Below are 19,973 nucleotides of genomic sequence, written 5' to 3' on the forward strand. Positions count from 1 at the left end.
TTCCCTGCGCTTTAGCTTGGGATCTTCGTCAACAAGGAGGAATGATAGGGAGCATCTTAATTTGTAACGAGGACCGTATAAGTAAGCAAAGACACACAGATGAGAAGAAATGACGGGGGTAGAGTAGCGATCGCACAGATTCAGTCAGCCACAATCAAATGATGGATTTAGAGGAGGAACGCACATGACAAAGAAGTGGTTTCGTATGGCACTCGTGTTCACATTAATCATTTCGATCTTGGCCGCATGCAGCGGAGGAAATAAAGAGGCAGCTCCCGAAACGGACGGAGAAACAGCACCTCCAACGGCACCGGCAGATCCAGATCAATATGGGGATACTGGCGGTCTCGCGCTTCCGCTGGTCGATAAACCGACAACGATCAATTGGATGGTCGTCAGCGAGAAAACCAACCTGAATGATTCCTTGTTTGCCAAGGAGATCGAGAAGCGAACCGGAATCAAAGTGAATTTCCAAGCTTATTCTTCGGCTACGTTTCAAGACAAGCTGAAAGTAACCGTTGCATCCGGCAAGCTCCCGGACATCATCCACGGATTGACGCCTCCGGAGCTGAAGAAGATCGGCAAACAGAAAGCTGTCGTTGCTATTAACGAATATCTCGACATGCTGCCGAACTTCAAAAAAATGTATGTGGACGAGAATCCTTGGGTCATTCCGTCCTACGGAGACGAATCCGGCAACATCTATACCTGGCCGGTTGCAAACATCAACCGTGACGTGAACCACGGCTTCCTGTACCGCAAAGACATCTTCGATGAGCTGGGCATCAAGGAATGGACGAATACCGATGAGTTTTACCAGGCTCTCAAAAAATTGAAAGAAGCTTATCCCGACTCCTATCCTTATGCTTCCAAAACGAAAGAGCACATTTTCCGCGATTGGGCCTTCGGCTGGGGAATCGGCGGAGCCAACTATCCGACGTATTACGACGAGACGGCCAAGGTATGGAAGTACGCTACCATACAGCCCGAGCATAAAGAAATGCTCGATTTCATGAAGAAGCTGTACAACGAGGGACTCCTCGATCCGGAATTCATGACGGACACCGACGATTCCTGGACGGCGAAAATGACGTCAGGCAACAAATCCTTTGTGACCTATGACTGGATCGGACGTTTGGACCTGTTCTACAACCAGGTCAAGGACCAAAATCCGAACTATGATCTGCGATACGGCAATCCGGTCGGGCCGACCGGAAACGGCAAGACGATTGAGAGCATTACGAACGGCTTCAGCATCGCGGTAGCCAACAATGACAACAAGGAAGCTTCCCTGAAGCTGCTCGATTACCTGACGAGCCCGTCCGGCGCCACGCTGGTGACGATGGGCGTGGAAGGCGAGACGTTCAAGATGGAAGGCGATAAAGCCGTCTATCCGGAGCTGACCGACGTGCCTCTGGTGGATATCAGCGTGCTGGAGGACCGCTATGGCCTGTGGCTGCAAGGAGTGTATGTCAATTCCGACAAGCGCAGCGTGTACTTCAACTATACGGAGAAGGAGCAGGAGGCTCAGGATAAGCTCCTGAACGGCAATAAATTCGAGCCGCTGGATCCGGTCGTGAACTTTACGGATGACGAAACCGCAACGATTGCGGAAATCCAAACCTCGCTGAAGAAATTGGCGGATGAATTTAACGCCAAATACATTCTCAACAAAAACTACGGCGATGCGCAGTGGCAGCAATGGCAGGCACAGGCTGAAAAGCAGGGAGCCAAGCAAATCGTCGATATTTTCAACGCAGCCCAGAAGAGATTGGATGAAGCCACGAAATAATCCGCAGAAGAAATAGGAGTGATGGCGGCATCCGGGTACAACGCTCGGGTGCTGCTCATCATCTAAAGGAGGGAACACCATGTCAAGTGCAGGGACAGAGACAAATCTCGCCAAACCCCGCGGCGGGTTTGGGAGAAGAATGGTTTCGGCCTTTCAGCATATGAAGCGGGACAGACAGCTGTTGATTCTGTTTATCCCGTGCCTGTTGTTTTATGTTATTTTCCGATACGGGCCCCTGTACGGCTTGATCATTGCCTTCAAGGACTACAGCGTATTTACCGGCATCATGGAGAGCGAATGGGTAGGGCTCAAGCATTTCGAGAAATTTTTCGGCAGTCCGGATTTCTGGCTGTTGTTCAAGAATACGCTCCTTCTTGGCGTATACAATTTGATTTTCGGCTTTCCTTTTCCCATCATTCTGGCGATTCTCCTTAACGAGGTCAGAGTGAAATGGTTCAAAAAGTCGGTTCAAACGCTCAGCTATCTGCCTTCGTTCCTGTCCGTGGTCATTATAAGCAGCATGATTATCGACTTCCTGTCGCCCAATCAGGGGATCATTAACCAGCTGATCGCGGCGTTAGGTTTCGAGAAGACCTATTTTCTAATTGAGCCGAGCTGGTTTAGAACCATCTATGTTTCATCGGATATCTGGGCAACCGTCGGTTATGAGGCTATCATCTATATGGCTGCGATTGCAGGGATCAGCCCGTCGCTTTACGAAGCGGCCAAGGTGGATGGTGCCAAAAGGCGCCACATGATTTTTAAAATCACGATTCCCGCCATTCTTCCAACGATTATTATCATGTTTGTCTTGAAGACCGGGTCGATGCTTCGGATCGGATACGAAAAGGTATTGCTGCTTTACAATCCGATGACTTACGAGGTGGCGGACGTATTCTCGACTTATGTCTACCGGAAAGGCCTTCTGGAGAGCAACTATAGCTATGGCGCGGCCGTGGGCTTGTTCGAAGCCGTTGTCGCCATGATATTGCTGCTGTCCTCCAACTACTTCAGCAAGCGACTGGGAGGTAGCGGACTATGGTAAACAACAAACGATTCAGCCTTCGAAACATCTCGTTATTCGGCATTATCAACACGCTGATTCTGACATGCCTTGCCATTATTACCGTGTACCCCGTCGTCTATATCACCGCCGTTTCCCTCAGCGCGACCTCCGAAGTGGTGCAGGGGAATATCACCTTGTTTCCCAAGGGTTTTAATCTCGACGCCTATGCCCAGGTGCTGAACGACGACCGGGTGCCGCGCGCCTATCTGAATACGATTTTTTATACAGCGCTCGGTACGGCCATTAACCTGCTGCTTACGGCGGTAGCGGCTTATCCGCTCGCTCGCAAAAATTTCTTCGGGCGCAAATTTTTCCTGCTGGCAATCATCATGACCATGTTCCTGAATCCGGGGATCATTCCGAACTACCTGATCGTATCCGAGCTTGGCCTGCTGGACAGCGTATGGGCACTCGTGCTTCCGAATGCGATCTGGACCTTTGAGCTGTTAATCCTCAAAAGCTTCTACGAGAACATGTCGGAATCCCTGCGCGAGGCAGCCGTCGTCGACGGCGCTTCCGAGTACCGCATCCTGTTCCAGATCGTGCTTCCGCTGTCCAAACCGGCGCTGGCCTCGATCGGATTGTTTTATTTCATGGGCCATTGGAACAGCTTTTTTATCCCGCTGATTTACCTGAACGACGCGAATATGTACCCGCTTCAGGTCGTGCTTCGCGATATGCTGATTTTCAGCGAGAACGGAAGCAATCCGAGCCTGGTGGATGCGTCGGCGCTTGCTCCGCAGGCCATGAAGAACGCAACGATCGTGTTGTCGATGATTCCGGTGCTGCTGATCTATCCGTTTGCCCAGAAGTATTTTGCCAAAGGGGTCATGCTCGGTTCCGAAAAGGGGTGATGGGAAGGTGCCGGGGGCTATCATGTTGAATATGAAGGGATGACATCCAAGAGAGGTGAATCCGTATGAATCGATTGATCGCCAACAGAGGCTTGCTCCAGATTTTCTTCGCTCTGCAACTGGTCATCGGCATCATGTTCATATTCAATTACATCGTGTACAAGAATTCCATTACCGGAATTTACGACAAGGTGAGCGAGAACAACCGGATGGTGATCAGAAATATTATTCAGTCGTTTGATACCAGTTTCTCCTCCATTAACAATTTGATTTTTAACATTCATGCGCTTCCTTCGGACCGGATGCAGTTGGATAACGGCAAACTTGACATGGAGAAAGTTATCTCTCTGCAGGACAGCGTCACCAGCATCGTATCCAACGTGGATATCGTGGAAGATGTGGTCATTTCGTTCGACAATCACGATTTGGCCATTACGACACGCGGAACCAGCAATCTGGACGCATTGTTTGACAGGCGATACAAATCCCAGAAGTTCAACTCGATGTTCTGGAAGACGTTTACCCGATCGGAGCACGAGCTTACGGTTTTTCCAGCGGAGGTTTATGCGGATCAGAGCAGCGGGTACGGCCGGAACCTGATGATTGCCGTAGACGGCAACAAGGTCAGAATGTCGAACAAAAACCTGATGATCCTGATTAACGTGAACCGATTGCTTAAAGGGATCGATCTGAATTCGATGATTCCGGGAGCCTCGCTCATCGTGCTGGATGCGAACCGGAACGTCATCTTGAGCACCGAGAAGGATCTGGATCTGGTAGGGATTCTAAACGACGTATACTTTAACCCGTCGCAGGAAGCCTCCCTCACGCATGACGATTTTGAGTACAATTTTTACAAGTCGGACTATAACGGTTTTATATATATCAACAAGCTGCCGTACAAGTTTCAAAATATCGATTCCGTTACCAATGCCAATACGTGGATCATGTACGGCGCGATTGCGTTGAACGTCATTCTGTCGGTGCTGCTCAGCATTTATCTGTACCGGCCCGTGAAGAACATCGTGCAGCTGCTCGGGGGAAGTTCTCTGAAAGGGAATGATTTTGTAAAAATCCAGAGCGGCATCATCAAGGTCCAACGGGAGAATGAATCCCTGAAGAAGCAGATGGACCTGGTGGATGAAGATATTCGCCGCGGCGTGTTTCTGCAAACGCTGGACGGCCATCACCATTCGCGCGAGCAGGAAATGCAGATGCAGAAGCATTACACGCATTTTTTTCAGTGCCGGCATTTCATGATGGCGGCCGTGTATTTGCAGCCTGCCGGCAAGGGAGCATCCAAGGCGGATTTTGTCCTGGAGGAATTGACGGCCCAGATCCGAAGCAGCCTGCAGGGACGCTATGAACATGTGGTGGTTTATCATGTCGAAGAGCTGAGGTTCCTCGCGCTCATCGGTTTGGATCAGCCCTCGGACCGCAAACAGCTGCTACGGAAATTCGAAGAGTATATCCGCCTGTGCAACCAGGAGTATACGGATATGTTCACGGTGTGGGGCTGCGTAAGCCGTACGTATGAATCCAAGATCAGCAACTGCTGCGAGGCATACCGGAACATTAAGGATGGCCGGTTATACCGGAACGTGAATGCGGACACGGATATGGTCGATACGGAGCAAATCCGTTATGTCCCGGATATTTATTATCCGCTTCAGAAGATTGAGAAGCTGAGCAACTGCATGCTGAGCGGCAAGGTGGATGAAGGCCTGCAGATCGTGAGTGACATTTTTCAGCAGAATGCGGATCTTCACATCCACCATCATCAGATGGTGCATATTGCCAAGAGCATGTTCTTTCTGGTCATGAAGCAGGCGGATTCGCCGTCCGTTGACCGCAACGAGCTGTTTTTGCTGGAGAGTGATTTCATCCGCAAGGTTGACCAAGCCTTTACCTATGAAGAGATTCAGAAGGCGCTGATGGAAGTGATGCGCGTGGTGGCCAACACGCGGAACCATGATCCGCGGAGCAAGCTGAATCCCGCCTTCATCTCGCAATACATCGAACTTCATTATATGGAGAATCTGTATTTGGACCATATGGCCGAGGTGCTGGATACAAGCTCCAAATATTTCTCGAATTATTTCAAGAAAACATTCGGCGTGAATTATGTGGAGTATTTGAACAAGGTCCGACTATCGCACGCACGTGAATATCTCCGGAACACGGATCTCAGCATTGCCGAAATCGGAGAGAAAACGGGGTATTCGAACTCTTCCACATTTACGACAACGTTTAAGAAGTATAGCGGCGTATCGCCGAGCGAATATCGAAAAGCATCAGGAAAATAAGGTGGAGCAGGAGGGTTCATATTGAAGGCTGTTGCCACGATTCATGGAAAAGTGATCGTTGATCAAATCGAGAAGCCGGCCGAATTGCCGGCAGGTCATGTGCTGATTCGTACCGAATACTCGGCGGTCAGCCCGGGCACGGAGATGATCTTTATACGAAGAGCATCGGATCAAAAAGTCATTATGGGTTACAGCGCCGCGGGGATCGTCGAAGACTTGGGAGAAGGCGTGAAGGGACTTGCCGTCGGTCAACGGGTGGCCTGCTATGGAGCACCTTACGTGCGCCATGCCCAGTGGCTTACCGTGCCTTCGAACCTGACGGCGATCGTTCCGGATGGAGTAGACCCGCAGGAAGCCGCGTTTGCGGGACTGGGAGCGATTGCGATCCATGCCCTGCGGATAGCGGATCTGCGCTTCGGCGAATCGGCCGTGGTGGTCGGGCTTGGCATCCTGGGGCAGATGATTGCCCAGATCGCTCACGCGGCGGCTTGTCCCGTTGCGGGATTTGATCTGAATCCGGAGCGGGTTCAGGGATTGAAGCGGCATATTCCTTATGCCTATGACAATCAGGAACGGCTTGAGGAGCAGATTGGCATAATGACGGGCGGGCATGGAGCCGACAGCGTCATTCTGTGCGCAAGCGGTCCCGGGGAAGAGCTCATCAACGCGTCGATGACATGGATTCGGGATAAGGGGAAAATCGTCATCGTTGGCGATTTATCCATGACGTACGCGCGGGACCGGATGTTTGGCAAGGAAGCGCAGGTGCTCATATCGCGGGCCGGCGGTCCGGGCCGGTACGACGCAAGTTATGAACTCCGTAACACGGATTATCCGATCGGCTTTGTGCGCTGGACGGAAGGTCGCAACATCGCGGAATATATCCGTTTATTGGCCGAGGGGAGAATCTCGGTCAAACCGCTGATCTCGCATGTGGTCCCCGTGGATGAAGCTGGCAAGGCTTATGAGCGGTATGGCCCCGGATCAACGACGCTGGGGACGATATTTAGATACGATTCGGAGGCGGTCGGTGCGGGGACCGACTAGAGAGGCCAAGCGGAATAGTGATTGCCGTCTTTCCGGGCAGTGAATACTGCTAGCGGAAAGGCGGCTTTTTTGCTTGTGGACGAATCCTGTCTGCGAAACTATTAATTTACAATAATATACAATTCTATTATACTAGTAGTAGATATGGATAATATCTCATTTTATATGGAGACAGTTACATATCTATTCTTCTTGTTCATACATACAAGCGGCAGTTCCCTCGTTTCCATCGATCATTGGAAGGGTGGTGGTTTATTCGAAACCGGTTTACCAGACTGTAGTGGTAATGGCTTTCCAATTCGAAAAACAAAGGAGCGAAGCGTGATGAAAGTATTCCGAAATTCGATCATCCGTAAGTCGGCTGTGTTGTTCTGTGCTGTTCTACTGATCTTGCCAGCCGGATTGTCTCTGGCGGCCAACAAGCCGTTTCCCCAACATACGTCGTATACGAGCGGTTCGATTAAACCAAACCATGTGACGCAGTCAGCGATGGACAATGCGGTCAAGAGCAAATGGAACAGCTGGAAAGGGTCTTTCTTGAAGCCTGCAGCGACAGGGCAATATTACGTAAAATACAATTCGGCGGGCGAGACGGTGTCCGAGGCTCATGGCTACGGGATGCTCTTCACTGTTCTGATGGCGGGTTACGACAGTAACGCACAGTCGTATTTCGACGGACTTTATCGCTATTACAAGGCGCATCCGAGTAATAACAATCCGTACCTGATGGCTTGGAAGCAGAACAGCAGCTTTCAGAATATAGGGGGAGCCAATTCGGCAACGGACGGCGATATGGACATTGCTTATGCACTCCTGCTGGCGGACAAGCAGTGGGGAAGCAGTGGATCGATTAATTACCTCCAGGCAGCTAAGGATATAATCAATGCGATCATGAGCAATGACGTGAATCAGTCGCAGTGGACGCTGCGCTTAGGCGATTGGGCAACCAGCGGCATTTTCGACACCGCCACGCGGCCATCGGATTTCATGCTGAACCATATGAAGGCATTCCGTGCGGCTACCGGCGATGCCCGTTGGGATAACGTCATTAACAAAACCTATACCATCATCAACTCCATTTATAACGGCTACAGCTCCAATACCGGCTTGCTTCCGGATTTCGTCGTCATGTCGGGCAGCAATTATCAGCCGGCGGAAGGGGGATTCCTGGAAGGGGCGAATGATGGAAAATACTATTACAATTCGTCCCGGACACCTTGGCGGATTACGACCGACTATCTGATGACCGGCGATACGCGCGCGCTGAATCAATTGAACAAGATGAACACATTCATTAAATCAGCCACAAGCAGTAATCCTGCCAACGTCAAGGCAGGGTATAACCTGAACGGCACCGCGCTGGTGACCTATAACAGTGGGGCGTTCTATGCTCCTTTTGGCGTAAGTGCGATGACTTCATCCAGCCACCAGAGCTGGCTGAATTCGGTATGGAGTTACACGGCGAACGCATCTGCAGAGGGATATTATGAGGAAAGCATTAAGCTGTTCTCGATGATCGTCATGTCGGGTAACTGGTGGACATATTAAAACATTACGCTGTTTAACTTCATGTAAACATAAAATAAAACCCCGATCCGTATTGGATCGGGGTTTTTTAGGACTTTCCTACCAATAATTGATTTATAGCAAAAAATGATAAAAATTCGCATTGATATTTTATGTTGAGCAGTGTTAATATCTTATCAAATATAAAACATTTTATATTATTCTAAATTAAACAACCAGAGGTTTTATCGTAATGGACATCTTGTTTTTTATTTATGAAAGGGTTTACAAAAAGAGCGAAACGAAGGGAGAAGCGTATGAACAAGAGCATGCTGCGCAAGACGGCTGCGGCAGGGATAGCCGCAGTTTTGATGGCTGGGGGCTTAGGCACTGCAGGCCAAGGGCCCGCATCAAGCAGTCCGGACGTTTACGCGGAGGCAGCCCCGCTGAAGAAGGGGGAGAAGGCACCGGTATTCCGGGAGGCTTCCGTGCACGATCCGTCCGTGATCAAAACAGGAGATACATACTATGTGTTCGGTTCCCATCTGGCTGCGGCCAAATCGAAGGACCTGATGAGCTGGGATATGGTCGCGTCCGGAGTCGCAACCGGCAATCCACTGATTCCGAACGTAACGGAAGAGCTAAAAGAAACGCTGGAATGGGCGCAAAGCGATACGTTGTGGGCGGCTGACGTGATTCAGCTGGCAGATGGCAAATTCTATATGTACTATAACGCCTGCAAAGGGGATTCCCCGCGATCCGCCATGGGGATCGCCGTTGCCGATCAGATCGAAGGCCCGTATAAGGATACCGGCATCATTCTGAAATCCGGCATGTGGGACGAGATCAGTGAAGATGGAACCATCTATGATGCAACAAAGCACCCGAATGTCGTCGATCCGGATGTGTTCTTCGATAAGAACGGCAAGCTGTGGATGGTATACGGCTCCTATTCCGGTGGCATTTTCATTATGGAGATGGATCCCAAGACCGGAAAACCGCTGCCTGGGCAAGGATACGGCAAGAAGCTGCTGGGGGGGAACCACAGCCGGATCGAAGGGCCTTACATGCTTTATAACCCTGCCACGGACTATTATTACCTGTATCTGTCCTACGGGGGATTGGATGCAGTTGGCGGCTACAATATGCGGGTCGTCCGCTCCAAAAATCCGGATGGTCCTTTCTACGATGCGGAGGGCAACGATATGACAGAGGTGAAGGCCGATCCGTCCCTTCCGCTTTTTGATGACCGGTCGATTGAGCCGTATGGCGTAAAGCTGATGGGAAATTACTTGTTCAAGCGCTTGATTGGCGATCCGGGAACGGGGATCGGCACCGGGGCCGTGTCGCCGGGCCATAACTCCGTCTACTACGATGAGCGGAGAGGAAGGACATTCCTTATCTTTCACAGCCGCTTCCCGCAGCGGGGAGAAGAGCATGAAATCCGGGTGCATGAATTGTATATGAACCAGGACGGCTGGCCGGTATCGGCTCCATACCGCTATGCGGGCGAGGAGGCCAAGGAATCCAAGAAAATTACGCCGAATGATGCGGCTGGAGACTACAAGCTGATTCAACACGGTAAAGATATTTCGTCCGTCATCAAAGAATCAGTGCCGATTGAGCTTCATAAGAACGGTAAAGTGACGGGTGGGGCATCCGGGACATGGAAGATCAGTGGAAAGCGGGATGTAATGCTTAATCTGGATGGGAAGAGTTATAAAGGCGTACTGACTCTGCAGTGGGACCCGGAGGCGAAGCGGCAGGTGATGACCTTTACGGCCCTTTCGGCGGACGGTACAGCGGTGTGGGGTGCGCGTCAGCTTGATCGCAGCGACAGGGAACTCGTGGATGCCGTGAAGAAGGACCTGTCCCTTGGGGATGTGAGCGGAATTTTCTACGATCTGGCTTTGCCGTCCGAAGCTTCCGGCGGTGCCGTCATTCGCTGGACCTCCTCTCATCCCGAGGTCATATCGACGGAGGGTAAGCTGAATCGTCCTGCAGCCGGGGCGGGGGACGCGAAGGTTACGCTGATCGCCCAGATTACGAAAGGCAAAGCGAAAACTTCCAAAGCCTTTGACGTGACCGTGCTGCAGCAGTCGGCAGGGCCATTGCTGCTGAACTATCCATTCAGCGAGAATAAAGAAGGCACGGTGTTCGACACCTCGGATAACGGATTTCATGGGAAGGTTCATGGTGGGGTCCAGTGGAATGAGAAGAGCTGGCAGGGAGGCGGAATGGACTTTAACGGCTCGGACGGCTATATTGAACTGCCGAATCGGGTTACGGATACAGAGGACTTTACCTTTGCTGCTTGGGTATATTGGAAGGGTGGAGCACCATGGCAGCGAGTGCTGGATGCCGGCAGCGGGCTCGCTAGGCATATGTTCCTGACGCCAACCCAGCACGCCGGCGTCCTCCAGTTTACGATTCACGGTAATGGCGGAGACCAGAGCCTCCTTAGCAGCGCGCCGCTTCCGGTAAATGCATGGACGCATGTAGCCGTGACCCTTCAAGGGGATACGGGCAAATTGTACGTGAACGGTCAAGTCGTGGCAGCCGGAGATCATATGAAGCTGAATCCGAATGAACTGCTGACAACGGAAGCTTATTTAGGTAAAAGCCGGTTTGCGGCCGACCCTTACTTTAACGGAAGCTTGGATGAGGTGCGGATGTATAACAAGGCGCTGACCGACAATGAAATCAGGAAGCTGGCGGAATGACTTTATAAAAAGCAATCATGAATTTTGCGTGTAGACTACGGTCTGCACGCTTTTTGTAATGGCGTTTAAAAATAACGGTTGACAGGAGAACCGATATCATATATCTTGATATTAAGTTAAGCGACTATATAAAAGTTAGTCAATTGAAAGGAGTAAGTATAAAGTGTATAAACGTTAGCAAAGTAAAGCAGGTTAATCATTCTACACCTATATATCTTTATATTAAGATATTAATGAACAGGGTCGATGAATTTCTATAAATAATGAACATGAATATGGAGGCGTACAAAATGGCTATAGATATTGGATTGTTGATACTTCGTTTGGTGGTTGGGTTGTCGTTCATGGCGCACGGCGCGCAGAAGCTGTTTGGATGGTTTGGCGGTTACGGGCCGAAAGGGACAGGCGGCTGGATGGAATCGGTGGGCATTAAGCCTGGGGTCGCGATCGCGGTGTTGTCAGGTTTGATGGAGCTGGTTGGCGGGCTGCTGCTGGCGGCCGGATTTCTCACGGTGCTCGGCGCCGCGCTGATCACGCTGACGATGCTGGGCGCAATTGTGAAGGTGCATGGCCGGAACGGGTATTGGTCCACAGCGAATGGATACGAGTATAATTTGCTGTTGATCGCAGTGGCCGTTGCACTGGCACTCACGGGTGCAGGCGCATATTCACTGGATGCGGTAATCTTTAACTAATCGATGATGGGGGCGTGCAGATATGAATGATCTGACAACATTAATTAAGAGCCGGAGATCGGCTAATCTGTTTATGGAAGGGATTGAAATCCCGGATCAGGATTTGAATGATATCTTTAATGAAGTTAAATATGCTCCTTCGGCATTTAATTTACAGCACACGCACTATGTGGTGGTTAAGGATCCCGATATCAAGCACAAGGTTTACGAAGCCGCCAACAAGCAGCATAAGATACTCACCGCGTCGGCCGTCATCGTGGTGCTGGGGAATAAGCAGGCCTACCAGGATATCGGAAGAATGAACGAGGGCTTTCTGAATTTGGGCGTGATCGACAAGCTTGAATATGACATGACGGTTGAATCGGTCACGAACTTTTATGAAGCGGGCGGAGAAACCTTTATGAGGGATGAAGCCATTCGCAATGCCAGTCTATCCGCCATGTTATTGATGATGGTAGCCAAGGACAAGGGATGGGATACCTGCCCGATGATCGGATTTGATCCCGAGGTTCTGCAGAAGGATCTGAGCATTCCGGACTCTTATGTGCCCGCCATGCTGATCGCGATTGGCAAGGAAGATGTAAGAAAACCTCGTCCCCGGGGCTATCGCAAGCCAGTATTGGAATTTGTAAGCTATAATCAATTTAATTAATGCATATGAGAAGGAGCTCCCGCTTCAGGTCTTTAGATCTGGCGGGAGCTTTTTTCATCCGCAATGATAAACATTCCTCTCTATTATGACGATGATGAATATAAAGAGATCGGTGCAGCGCCAATCCTAAAATACATTTGTACTCGTTATATATGGGGGTGAACGAAATGAAGACGAGGAAGCAGCCGAATCAGCGATCCGGACAGATCCTGGTTCTGACTTTCATGACGATTATGCTAATGGTCGCATGCACGAAGGAGGTGCCGGGATCCATACAGCAAAATAGATCGACTGCCGCCGTGCCGAGTGTAGGAGAAGTCGGGAATCAATCGGAAATGCCAGCAGCAGCGGAAAGTTTGCGTATGGCATTCCAGCCGGAAGATCAAAGCAATCACCAGGTTAAGCAAGAACCGGAGCCGTCGGAGGGGGAGTCCAACCACAATCCGATTGAAGCGGTTCTCGACATGTATGAGGCGCTTCAGGCTAACGATTCCGCCACGTATTTCCGCCATGCTGACATTCCGAGCGTCCGTATGTCCCCTGCCAAGCTGGAGGTGTTATTCGAAGAGGCCGGCAAGCGTGAAGTGAGACCGGAACGATTCAAGCTTTTTGATCGAGAGGGGCTGGATCGGGAAAGCCGCCAGTTGTTATCTCTCACGTACGGCAGCCAAGCCGAGATTGTGCTGGAGGAGCTCAGTCAGGGCGATCATAACCTGTGGTTTGTGACGGCGTTCACGGATGGACTTCAAGTGGTGGAGCAATCCACGGTTTATCCCGGGGCTTACGAGCTTGGAAGGGAAGCGACGATGGAAGAGCTTATCGCTATAGAGATTCAGCATACGGCTGAAGACCGGGCATTTCTTGCCGCAAAAGCGAAGCAGCCTGTATGGAAGCCGGTGCAGACCGTTTCTCTGCTGTATCAGGCAGCGCAGGCGGAGGATGCGGATACCTTTTACGCGATGTCGGGTGGGAGCGAGGGATACTTTTCGGGTCAGTACGCCCGGGACATGGTGGAATTTACGGAATGGATGAAGTCTTTTGAAAGCGTGCAGCATATTCCAATCGAATCGGTTCCGCGGGAAAATATGGCCGCGAGTTATAGAGAAGAATATAATGAACGCTTTGGCGATGCATGGCAATTCATTGTGGCTTGGGACCCGAAGGATGAAGCGGGCTACCAAGGGACATACTGGATTATGGCGCCTAGCGAAGACGGAACGCGATATGTCGTAAAGCAGACGCTTACCGCCAACCTCGAATCCTTTTTTAAATGAGGAATACATACATAGCAAAGACAAATATAGCAGCCCTGCTCATGAAGAGCAGGGCTGCTATATTGTCGGCAAGAGTTTGCCTGATTACGGCTGAAGATTTTGGAGCATATCCATCGTTTCGTTAATTTTATTGATGGTTTGAACGATGTTGGAATTCTGGAAGTCGGTCACTCCGTTCTGGATTTGATCCATATAGCCGTTGATGTCGGTCAGCAGCGTGTCGTTTAAAGCGACCAGCTGTTCATGGATGGTCTGTGCAAAAGCAGGGGCTTCGATGCCATTAAACTCCGAGATCCGGGTTTTCATCGCTTCGAGTTCTTGGGTCAGCGTTTCCTTGGCATCTGTATTCGTGGCGGCCTGTTGGGCCAGCTCCGGAATGGACTCGGCAAATTGGGAGGCATCATTTATAAAAGTGGTGGCTTCTTTCGTATAATCCAAGGAATTGTTCACGCTGTCCACCAAGGAACAGCCGGAGAGAACTCCCAGAACAAGTGATATCAACAATAATCTTTTGATCATTTCTCATCCTCCTGTCGTTTAAAAGCAGTTCTTATACGTTGTATACGTATGGCATGGAGAATGGTTGTATTTTTTTCACGCGAAGGAGCAGGTATTTTCAAGCAACCCTGAAACAGCCAACATTTCCTGAGAAGGCTGGGAAGGGATTAATATTTCCCCAGCAGGTAGCGAACAAGCTCAATCAAACCCGCCAGGATACTGCCGGACTTTGGGCTTTCGGCTGATCGAGCCGGTTTCTCGGGCTGGATGCCTTCCCCCAGCGAAGTCACGTCAACGGATGAGGAGGGACCGGTATTTCCGCATAGACGGGGTTTGAGCTTTTCCCCGCTTTTCTCGGCGAATACGATATATTCCTTGCCTGTAGCAAAGGATTCCCAGCCATTGGAATAAAGGGTGACGGTTGGTGAATCCGATTCTCCTTTCCACCACTCGGTAACCAGGAATACATATTTGCTTTTGGATATATCGGCTTTAGGATTGGACGAGGCCAACGTCCCCCTGAATACTGCGTCCGAGGATTTTAACTCCTCGGTAGCCTTTCGAGGCTCCGCGCATGACAAGGCGGATACCGTGGATTGATCTGCGCCAAGCCATAGTCCAACAGTAAGGGAAAGAGCGATCATGGCGATAAAGCCTTTTTTCATATCGGCGTCTCCTTTCGGGATGATTATGTATTTAGACGAGGAGGGTTTCGCCATTGTTGCAGCGTACTTGGAAATAAATCCGATGCCCATATGGCTGCATTGCGGGAAGCTTGGGTTCTAGAATTCGCAGGTGCTCCAGAAATGCAAATACTCCGCAAGCCAAAATGGCTGCGGAGCAGATTGGACGTAAACGCTTATGGCGGGCCGTTTGTTTTTTTACGATAATGGTTAGTAGTCCAGGACAGGAGCGGGAACAGCAGACCAGGTTAGATCTGTCTTGCTTCCAGCCGTTTGGCGATAATGGACAGAAGATAATTCAGCGTGAAGTACAGCAAGGACGCAAAAACAAGGGCAGGAATAACATAGGCATAGCTGGAACCGCTAAGAATTTGCACGTTGCGCATCAGCTCAGGCAGTGAAATGATCACGGCGAGCGATGTGTCTTTAATGAGCGAGATGAACTGGCTCACCATGGGCGGGGACATTCGGCGCAGCGCCAGCGGGAGAATCACGTGCCGCAGTGTCTGCATATAAGAGAGACCGGAGGCCCGGGCCGCTTCGATCTGGCCTTTATCCACCGATACGAGGCCGCTGCGGATAATTTCGGCGATCATGGCTCCTTCAAAAATGCTCAGGCCGACGACGGCCGCCCAGAAGGTGGGGATTCGAATCCCGGTCTGGGGCAGAACCATGCCGATGAAGAATATGATCAGCAGCAGCGGCAAATTGCGGATAATATCCACAAATATGGCCGTTGTCCTCGACAGGAAGGGGGTTTTCGTATACCTCACGGTCCCGAGCACGGTTCCGATGATAAAGCTGAATACAATGGATAAGCCGGCAACCTGCACCGTGATCCAAAAGCCTTGAAGGAGATATCGCAGATTCGGCCAGGAGTACGCACCGATAAAATCCATCTCATGCCACCTCCTGTTTATTAGGCAAACTTCGTGTTAACGTCAATTGCTTCTCGCAAAGCGGCGCTCCATGTAATGGACGGCCAAGCTGAGCGGTATGGTCAGGAGCAGGTAGAACAGGGCTACAAACGTATAGACGGGAATGCCTTTGAAGGTGCTCAAGTTAATCAGATCGGCGTAATACATCAGGTCGAGTCCGGCGATAACGCCCAGGACCGAGGAATTCTTGACCAAATTGATCAATTGGTTGCCGATGGCCGGCAGTACGATTTTGATCGCCTGCGGAAGAATGATGTAGCGCATGTTCTGGATATAACTCAGCCCGGAGGAGCGAGCAGCCTCCGACTGTCCGGAGGGTACCGCCTGGATCCCCGCCCGAATGGCTTCGGCAATGAAGGCAGCCGTATACACCATCAGCCCGAGCGTACCCGAGGTGAACGGATCAACCGGTATCCCGAGAGAGGGCAGGCCCAGGAAAAAGAAAAAGACAACCACCAAGAGCGGAATGTTGCGGATAAACTCTACATAGATGGCGCCGATGGCTTTCAATATGCGGAATGGGGCAATCCGCAAGATGGCGATCAAGGTGCCCAGCACCAAGCTGCCGATCAGCCCAAGCAGGCTGGCGAGAATGGTCTGGCCCAGGCCAGCCATGAATTGATCCCAATGCTGGGCCAGAATGTTGAAATCCCACAAGGTCACTATGCTTCACCTCCTATGGGGGATGATGGTCGTTTAGCCGGTCGAAAGCAGCCAGGCAGTCCCGCCCGGGTAAAAGGGAGGAACCTGATTGGAGCCATGACACTTTAGGACCGGCCCGACCATTACATGCTTGCGGTCATTCCGGTTTCACGCCCATCCATTGCTCATACAGTTTGTCGTATTCGCCGCTATCCTTCAACTCCTTCAACAGCTCGTTGACGGTTTTCACAAACTCCGGGTTTCCTTTTTTGATGGCCATGCCGTATGGTTCATCCGTAAAGTTGCCGCCGACCAGCTCAAAGCTCGGGTCCTGCTGCTGCATGCCGAGGAGGATGGAATTGTCGGTGGTCAGGGCGTCCCCCTGTCCCGCTTTAAGCGCGGTGAAGGCATCCTGATAATTCTCGAATTCGAGAATGACCGCGTCGGGCGCCTTCTCGCGGATATTTTGCGCAGAGGTAGAGCCCTTTACCGTGAGCACCTTCGTATCCTTGTTCAGGCTTTCCAGACCCGTGATCGGGCTTCCCTTCTTCACCAGCAGCGATTGGCCGGCCTCAAAGTAAACATCGCTGAAGTCCACCTGCTCCTTGCGCTCCTCCGTTATGGTCATCGTGGCGATAATGATGTCGATGTCCCCGTTCTTCAGCATATCGATCCGGGTTTTGGAGGTAACTTCCTTCAGCTCGACCTTGGTCTCGTCACCGAGAATCTTTTTGGCCAGCGCTTTGGCGATGTCGATATCGAAACCCTCCACATTGCCGGTGGCAGGGTCCTGCAGTCCAAACAGCTTGGTATCATATTTTACGCCGGCTACAAGCTTGCCCCGTTTCTTAATCGCCTCGAGGGTGTCCGTATTGCCGGAGCCCCCGCATCCGGATGCGATCAGCATGATCACTAACGCTAATAAAGCCGCGCTCCACCTGAAGGTCCTCGTAAATTTTCTTTTCATATCCCCAGTTCCCCCTAAAAAGTATAGTTTCTCTTCATGAGCAAGCCCCTGAAGAGCAGCATTGCGGAAGTTCAATCCTTTCCGCCCCTACGCACGAAGTCCGGGTTAGTGATGCAGCAGACGACTCAGGAAGGCCCGTGCTCTTTCTTCCCGCGGCTGATTGAAAAAATCGGAGGCGGGCGCATCCTCGATAATCCGGCCTTCGTCCATAAAGACGATTCGATCCGCGGCTTCGCGGGCGAAGCCCATCTCATGGGTAACCACGGCCATGGTCATGCCTTGGTGGGCGAGTGAGCGCATGACGTCGAGCACTTCGCCGATCATCTCCGGGTCGAGTGCGGACGTCGGTTCATCAAACAGCATAATCTTTGGGTTCATGGTCAATCCGCGGGCAATCGCAACCCGCTGCTGCTGGCCGCCCGAGAGCTGGGATGGATAGCTGTCCGCTTTGTCCGCGATGCCGACCCGCTGCAGGTACGTCATCGCTTTTTCCGTCGCCTCCGCTTTGGACATCCCCAGCACCTTCATGGGGGCGAGAATGATGTTGTCGATCACCTTTTTGTGCGGGTACAGGTTGAAATGCTGGAAGACCATCCCGATATTCCGCCTGAATGTATTAATGTCGATCTTTCTTTCATGCAGCTTGACGCCATTCACGACAAGCTCCCCATCCGTAATGCTTTCGAGCCGATTGATGCACCGCAGCAGCGTGCTTTTACCGGAGCCGGAAGGTCCAACGATGACAACGACCTCCCCCTGGGAAATGGTCAGGTCGATTTCTTTCAGAACATGGAAGGTTCCGAAAAATTTATTGACGCGGCTAAATTCAATCAGTAGAAATCCCCTCCTATTCACTTCGAATTGGACGCCTGCATGCATGTAAGCTATTGTCCTGTTTGGGTGCCAGGCCCTTTTTACACTGGTATGGCAAAGGGAGCTTGTTCCATGCCACTTTTAGGAAAATTTAGTATCCAAGCGTTGGGGAGTGAGATATAATAGGGGGCGTAATCATATGGAGGAGGCAACATGGAGAAACGTACAAAATTAACCGAAATCGACCTGGTTCGGGGCTTTGCGATGATGGGCGTGCTGATGGTGCATGCAACGTCGTTCGCCACAGTTCAGATGCGCGGGGACGATTTTTTTGGCTTGTATAACTTCCTGAACATATTTTCGAAGGTGGGAACGACGACCTTTATATTTCTGAGCAGCTTCGTGCTGTTCTATAATTATTATCACCGTCCGTTCAAGGGCCGTGACCTTGCGCGGTTCTTCAAAAACCGGCTGATGTATATCCTGGTGCCGTATTTGCTGTTCTCGGTTTTGTTCTTTACGGTGGCCTGGTATCATCGCGGGGGCGAGCCCGATCTGGCGGCGATGCTGGAGAGCTTCTGGCCCAAGCTGGCAACGGGAAAATCCTACACGCACTTATATTTCATCTTCATTAACATTCAGTTCTACGTGCTGTTCCCGCTCGTGCTGATGCTGCTGAAGCGATTCCGCGGCTTCGCGGCGGTCTGCGTGCTGGTGGGCATTGCATTGCAGTGGCTCTTCTATTTCGGCAATGATGCCTGGTGGGACGTAACGAACCGAAACAGCTGGTCGCTGTCGTTTCTGTCGTATTATTTTCTCGGAGCATGGACCGGCATTTATTATGACCGGGTCAAGGATTGGCTGACATCAGCGCAGCATGCTGCAAGACCGGCGCTGCGCAAGCTGGGCTGGATCTCGCTCTGGGCGGTATGGCTGGGCGCCGCGCTGGTGCATATCGGCCTTCGATATAATCAGCGGCTGCTGGGGACGGAATATCATCCGCTGCTCTACGATGCTTTTTGGAATGTGCATACGTTAACCACCGCCCTGGTCATGCTTCAGGTCGCGCTGCTCTTCGGGAATAAGAGAGTTTGGTGGTTGAACGGGTTCCGGCGGCTCGGGGTGTATTCCTTCGGCGTTTATCTAGTGCATCCGCTGGTGCTGCTCCTCTACCGGGATTTTCCTCCGCAGACGGAGAACTCCTGGCTGCTGCTCGCGTGGTATGCCGGCGGTCTTGTCAGCGCGGTGGCGGTTTCTTATATAGTGGTCTACAGCATGAGCCGCCTGGGAGGCTGGACCTGGATCTTCTTCGGTAAACTGCCGGGCAGCTTGCAGAAGGGTAAAGCATCAAGTCCTTCAGTTCCGGCCAAGCCGGTTGCGGAGGTATCATCATAATCTTGGTAGACGGGAAAGGCGTTATCCTCGATAAGAGGAGAGCGCCTTTTTCTTTTGGCCGGTGGCCGATATTTCAGAATGGTTCCCTGATTTTCGGAATGAGGTTTATTGCCCGGCATGAC

Annotated in this window: 17 protein-coding genes; 11 read left to right on the forward strand and 6 right to left on the reverse strand. The window is 51.2% G+C overall.

Annotation, left to right across the window (positions count from 1 at the left end; all coding sequences use genetic code 11):
* Nucleotides 1-184 precede the first annotated feature (184 nt).
* The 10 genes from PAEVO_RS23320 (at nt 185) to PAEVO_RS23365 (ending at nt 13,915) form a co-directional block, all read left to right on the forward strand.
* Nucleotides 185-1,792 carry an extracellular solute-binding protein gene (locus PAEVO_RS23320; RefSeq protein ID WP_009595683.1) on the forward strand — a complete coding sequence of 536 codons (1,608 nt, stop codon included), beginning with the start codon at nt 185-187 and terminating at the stop codon, nt 1,790-1,792.
* A gap of 79 nt (nt 1,793-1,871) precedes the next feature.
* Nucleotides 1,872-2,837, forward strand: a complete 966-nt coding sequence (locus tag PAEVO_RS23325; protein WP_009595687.1) for an ABC transporter permease — start codon at nt 1,872-1,874, stop codon at nt 2,835-2,837.
* Nucleotides 2,831-3,712 carry a carbohydrate ABC transporter permease gene (locus tag PAEVO_RS23330; RefSeq protein WP_009595681.1) on the forward strand — a complete coding sequence of 294 codons (882 nt, stop codon included), beginning with the start codon at nt 2,831-2,833 and terminating at the stop codon, nt 3,710-3,712. The genes PAEVO_RS23325 and PAEVO_RS23330 overlap by 7 nt, the downstream gene beginning before the upstream one ends.
* Before the next feature lie 65 nt (nt 3,713-3,777).
* Nucleotides 3,778-6,018, forward strand: coding sequence for a helix-turn-helix domain-containing protein (locus PAEVO_RS23335; protein ID WP_100539911.1), 2,241 nt, complete (start codon nt 3,778-3,780; stop codon nt 6,016-6,018).
* Nucleotides 6,019-6,039: 21 nt separating this feature from the next.
* Nucleotides 6,040-7,065, forward strand: a complete 1,026-nt coding sequence (locus PAEVO_RS23340) for a zinc-dependent alcohol dehydrogenase (RefSeq protein ID WP_100539912.1) — start codon at nt 6,040-6,042, stop codon at nt 7,063-7,065.
* 324 nt (nt 7,066-7,389) lie between these two features.
* Complete coding sequence (locus PAEVO_RS23345) at nt 7,390-8,613, forward strand: family 8 glycosyl hydrolase (RefSeq protein ID WP_100539913.1); 1,224 nt, start codon at nt 7,390-7,392, stop codon at nt 8,611-8,613.
* Nucleotides 8,614-8,888: 275 nt separating this feature from the next.
* Nucleotides 8,889-11,294 (forward strand): arabinan endo-1,5-alpha-L-arabinosidase AbnB, encoded by a 2,406-nt coding sequence (gene abnB, locus PAEVO_RS23350; RefSeq protein WP_100539914.1) that lies wholly within the window; start codon nt 8,889-8,891, stop codon nt 11,292-11,294.
* Nucleotides 11,295-11,584: 290 nt separating this feature from the next.
* Nucleotides 11,585-11,989, forward strand: a complete 405-nt coding sequence (locus tag PAEVO_RS23355; RefSeq protein ID WP_090910112.1) for a DoxX family protein — start codon at nt 11,585-11,587, stop codon at nt 11,987-11,989.
* A 22-nt stretch (nt 11,990-12,011) separates the two neighbouring features.
* Complete coding sequence (locus PAEVO_RS23360; protein ID WP_100539915.1) at nt 12,012-12,641, forward strand: nitroreductase family protein; 630 nt, start codon at nt 12,012-12,014, stop codon at nt 12,639-12,641.
* A 167-nt stretch (nt 12,642-12,808) separates the two neighbouring features.
* Complete coding sequence (locus PAEVO_RS23365; protein ID WP_243390911.1) at nt 12,809-13,915, forward strand: hypothetical protein; 1,107 nt, start codon at nt 12,809-12,811, stop codon at nt 13,913-13,915.
* Nucleotides 13,916-13,999: 84 nt separating this feature from the next.
* Here the strand turns inward: PAEVO_RS23365 and PAEVO_RS23370 are convergent, their stop codons facing one another.
* The 6 genes from PAEVO_RS23370 to PAEVO_RS23395 form a co-directional block, all read right to left on the reverse strand.
* A complete protein-coding gene (locus PAEVO_RS23370; RefSeq protein ID WP_100539916.1) occupies nt 14,000-14,434 on the reverse strand; it encodes a DUF6376 family protein in 435 nt (144 codons plus the stop codon).
* Nucleotides 14,435-14,580: 146 nt separating this feature from the next.
* Nucleotides 14,581-15,078: a hypothetical protein gene (locus PAEVO_RS23375; protein ID WP_100539917.1), complete on the reverse strand. Its 498-nt coding sequence runs from the start codon at nt 15,076-15,078 to the stop codon at nt 14,581-14,583.
* A gap of 266 nt (nt 15,079-15,344) precedes the next feature.
* Nucleotides 15,345-15,995 carry an amino acid ABC transporter permease gene (locus tag PAEVO_RS23380; RefSeq protein WP_100539918.1) on the reverse strand — a complete coding sequence of 217 codons (651 nt, stop codon included), beginning with the start codon at nt 15,993-15,995 and terminating at the stop codon, nt 15,345-15,347.
* Between the two features lie 42 nt (nt 15,996-16,037).
* The gene (locus PAEVO_RS23385; protein ID WP_100539919.1) at nt 16,038-16,697 is read right to left on the reverse strand and encodes an amino acid ABC transporter permease; all 660 of its coding nucleotides are present in this window, start codon (nt 16,695-16,697) and stop codon (nt 16,038-16,040) included.
* A gap of 136 nt (nt 16,698-16,833) precedes the next feature.
* Entirely contained in the window at nt 16,834-17,643 is an 810-nt protein-coding gene (locus PAEVO_RS23390) for a glutamate ABC transporter substrate-binding protein (RefSeq protein WP_100539920.1), read from the reverse strand.
* 105 nt (nt 17,644-17,748) lie between these two features.
* A complete protein-coding gene (locus PAEVO_RS23395; RefSeq protein ID WP_100539921.1) occupies nt 17,749-18,522 on the reverse strand; it encodes an amino acid ABC transporter ATP-binding protein in 774 nt (257 codons plus the stop codon).
* Between the two features lie 147 nt (nt 18,523-18,669).
* Here PAEVO_RS23395 and PAEVO_RS23400 point away from each other — a divergent pair, with 147 nt between their 5' ends.
* A complete protein-coding gene (locus PAEVO_RS23400) occupies nt 18,670-19,851 on the forward strand; it encodes an acyltransferase (RefSeq protein ID WP_100539922.1) in 1,182 nt (393 codons plus the stop codon).
* The last annotated feature ends 122 nt before the right edge of the window (nt 19,852-19,973 follow it).

This window comes from Paenibacillus sp. GM2FR, assembly GCF_002803325.1.
Lineage (GTDB): Bacteria > Bacillota > Bacilli > Paenibacillales > Paenibacillaceae > Paenibacillus_AQ > Paenibacillus_AQ lautus.

Coding starts and splice junctions, on each gene's coding strand:
- PAEVO_RS23355 (WP_090910112.1), top strand. CDS start 11,585: ATGGCTATAGATATTGGATTGTTGATACTTCGTTTGGTGGTTGGGTTG.
- PAEVO_RS23345 (WP_100539913.1), top strand. CDS start 7,390: ATGAAAGTATTCCGAAATTCGATCATCCGTAAGTCGGCTGTGTTGTTC.
- PAEVO_RS23325 (WP_009595687.1), top strand. CDS start 1,872: ATGTCAAGTGCAGGGACAGAGACAAATCTCGCCAAACCCCGCGGCGGG.
- PAEVO_RS23380 (WP_100539918.1), bottom strand. CDS start 15,995: ATGGATTTTATCGGTGCGTACTCCTGGCCGAATCTGCGATATCTCCTT.
- PAEVO_RS23365 (WP_243390911.1), top strand. CDS start 12,809: ATGAAGACGAGGAAGCAGCCGAATCAGCGATCCGGACAGATCCTGGTT.
- abnB (WP_100539914.1), top strand. CDS start 8,889: ATGAACAAGAGCATGCTGCGCAAGACGGCTGCGGCAGGGATAGCCGCA.
- PAEVO_RS23375 (WP_100539917.1), bottom strand. CDS start 15,078: ATGAAAAAAGGCTTTATCGCCATGATCGCTCTTTCCCTTACTGTTGGA.
- PAEVO_RS23360 (WP_100539915.1), top strand. CDS start 12,012: ATGAATGATCTGACAACATTAATTAAGAGCCGGAGATCGGCTAATCTG.
- PAEVO_RS23330 (WP_009595681.1), top strand. CDS start 2,831: ATGGTAAACAACAAACGATTCAGCCTTCGAAACATCTCGTTATTCGGC.
- PAEVO_RS23395 (WP_100539921.1), bottom strand. CDS start 18,522: ATGCATGCAGGCGTCCAATTCGAAGTGAATAGGAGGGGATTTCTACTG.
- PAEVO_RS23370 (WP_100539916.1), bottom strand. CDS start 14,434: ATGATCAAAAGATTATTGTTGATATCACTTGTTCTGGGAGTTCTCTCC.
- PAEVO_RS23320 (WP_009595683.1), top strand. CDS start 185: ATGACAAAGAAGTGGTTTCGTATGGCACTCGTGTTCACATTAATCATT.
- PAEVO_RS23335 (WP_100539911.1), top strand. CDS start 3,778: ATGAATCGATTGATCGCCAACAGAGGCTTGCTCCAGATTTTCTTCGCT.
- PAEVO_RS23400 (WP_100539922.1), top strand. CDS start 18,670: ATGGAGAAACGTACAAAATTAACCGAAATCGACCTGGTTCGGGGCTTT.
- PAEVO_RS23390 (WP_100539920.1), bottom strand. CDS start 17,643: ATGAAAAGAAAATTTACGAGGACCTTCAGGTGGAGCGCGGCTTTATTA.